Origin of the sequence: Methylococcus sp. S1M (assembly GCF_051295855.1) — a bacterium.
Lineage (GTDB): Bacteria > Pseudomonadota > Gammaproteobacteria > Methylococcales > Methylococcaceae > Methylococcus > Methylococcus capsulatus.
Map to the genome: position 1 here is coordinate 1 of NZ_JBPDXO010000030.1, position 1,129 is coordinate 1,129.

General features: G+C 65.8%; 3 protein-coding genes. All 3 read right to left on the minus strand.

From position 1 onward, the window contains the following. Positions 1 to 752, minus strand: a 752-nt coding sequence (locus ACSHWJ_RS15925; protein WP_432540099.1) for a hypothetical protein, incomplete at its 3' end; no start/stop codon positions are given. Continuing rightward, positions 736 to 924 carry a hypothetical protein gene (locus ACSHWJ_RS15930; RefSeq protein WP_010962098.1) on the minus strand — a complete coding sequence of 63 codons (189 nt, stop codon included), beginning with the start codon at positions 922 to 924 and terminating at the stop codon, positions 736 to 738. The genes ACSHWJ_RS15930 and ACSHWJ_RS15925, both read right to left, overlap by 17 nt. Positions 925 to 934: 10 nt before the next feature. Beyond that, positions 935 to 1,129 (minus strand): hypothetical protein (locus ACSHWJ_RS15935; protein WP_432540101.1); only part of this gene is annotated, 195 nt, incomplete at its 5' end.

Below are 1,129 nucleotides of genomic sequence, written 5' to 3' on the forward strand. Positions count from 1 at the left end.
GGCGCGCCGGTGCTGGACACGGTCAGGGTCGTCGAAGCCGTCAGCTTGAGCTTCTGTTTCTGGCCGTTCACCAGGCTGAGGGTCTTGGCCGTGCCGCTGTTGCCATTGTCGTACTCGGCCTGAAAGCCCAGCGTCTTCACCCCGGAGATCGGATAGCCGGACAGCCCCAACGCACCCAGCAGGTTGCCGCCCCCGACCGGCAAGGCGCCGACCTGCGCCGCCGTGGTGTTGTGCGGGTTGGATACGTTGGAGGCATGCGCGGCGGCCGTGGCCAGCTGTGCCGCCTGTGAAGCCAGCGTCGCCGCGACCGCCGCCAGGGTCGTGGCCGGCGCGTCGTACCAGTTGGCGGCGCCGGTGATCGCCTTGAGGCGGTTCGCCAGGCGGCCGAGCCACTGGGTCAGGGTCCCGGTGTTGTTGACGGGCACCAGGGCCGGATCGGCGGTGCGATTGCCGATGTGGACGTCGGTCACTTGGTCCGGGGCATCGAGGATGCGATCCACCTGCACCTGTGATGCCAGCTCGACGATGTGGTCGATCTGGTATTGCAGGGTCTCGATCGCCGGCGCCAAGGCTTCGTTGATGCGGAGCAGGCCCTGGTCGGTGAGCAGGGTCACGGCCGCCTGCCAGGAGATCCGCACTTCCTCCAGGGCCGCGATCCGCAGGTCGATATCCTGAAGGATCGCATTGAAGGTGTCCTCGGACAGCGGCGTCACGCCATCCTTGAAGCGGTATCGGTCAAATCGGGTCGGCATGCTCGATCGCCTCCCGGTTGGACTTCACCACGTCCCCTTTTAGGATGATGTCCCAGCCCGGATACAGGACGACGCCATCCACCACGATCCTTTCCGCCAAGACCACGCGGTATTGGCCGTCGTCGTCGATGAGGGTGGGATCGATTGCGTTAACCGTTGTCTGCTTGGCCATGGTTTTCTCCTTACGCTGCCACGTCGATCCGCTCGACTACCGCGAACGGCTGGCTGGCGGCGTTGCGGGTGCCGCTCAGCTTGATTTCGTAGGCGGTCGAGGCGGGGATGGTGAAGGTGTAGCTGAAGCGCTTGGCGCCGTCCTCGTCGGTGATCACCGTGGTCGATGGCGCCACCTCGTTGCTGCCGCCGGTCACGATCCGGGG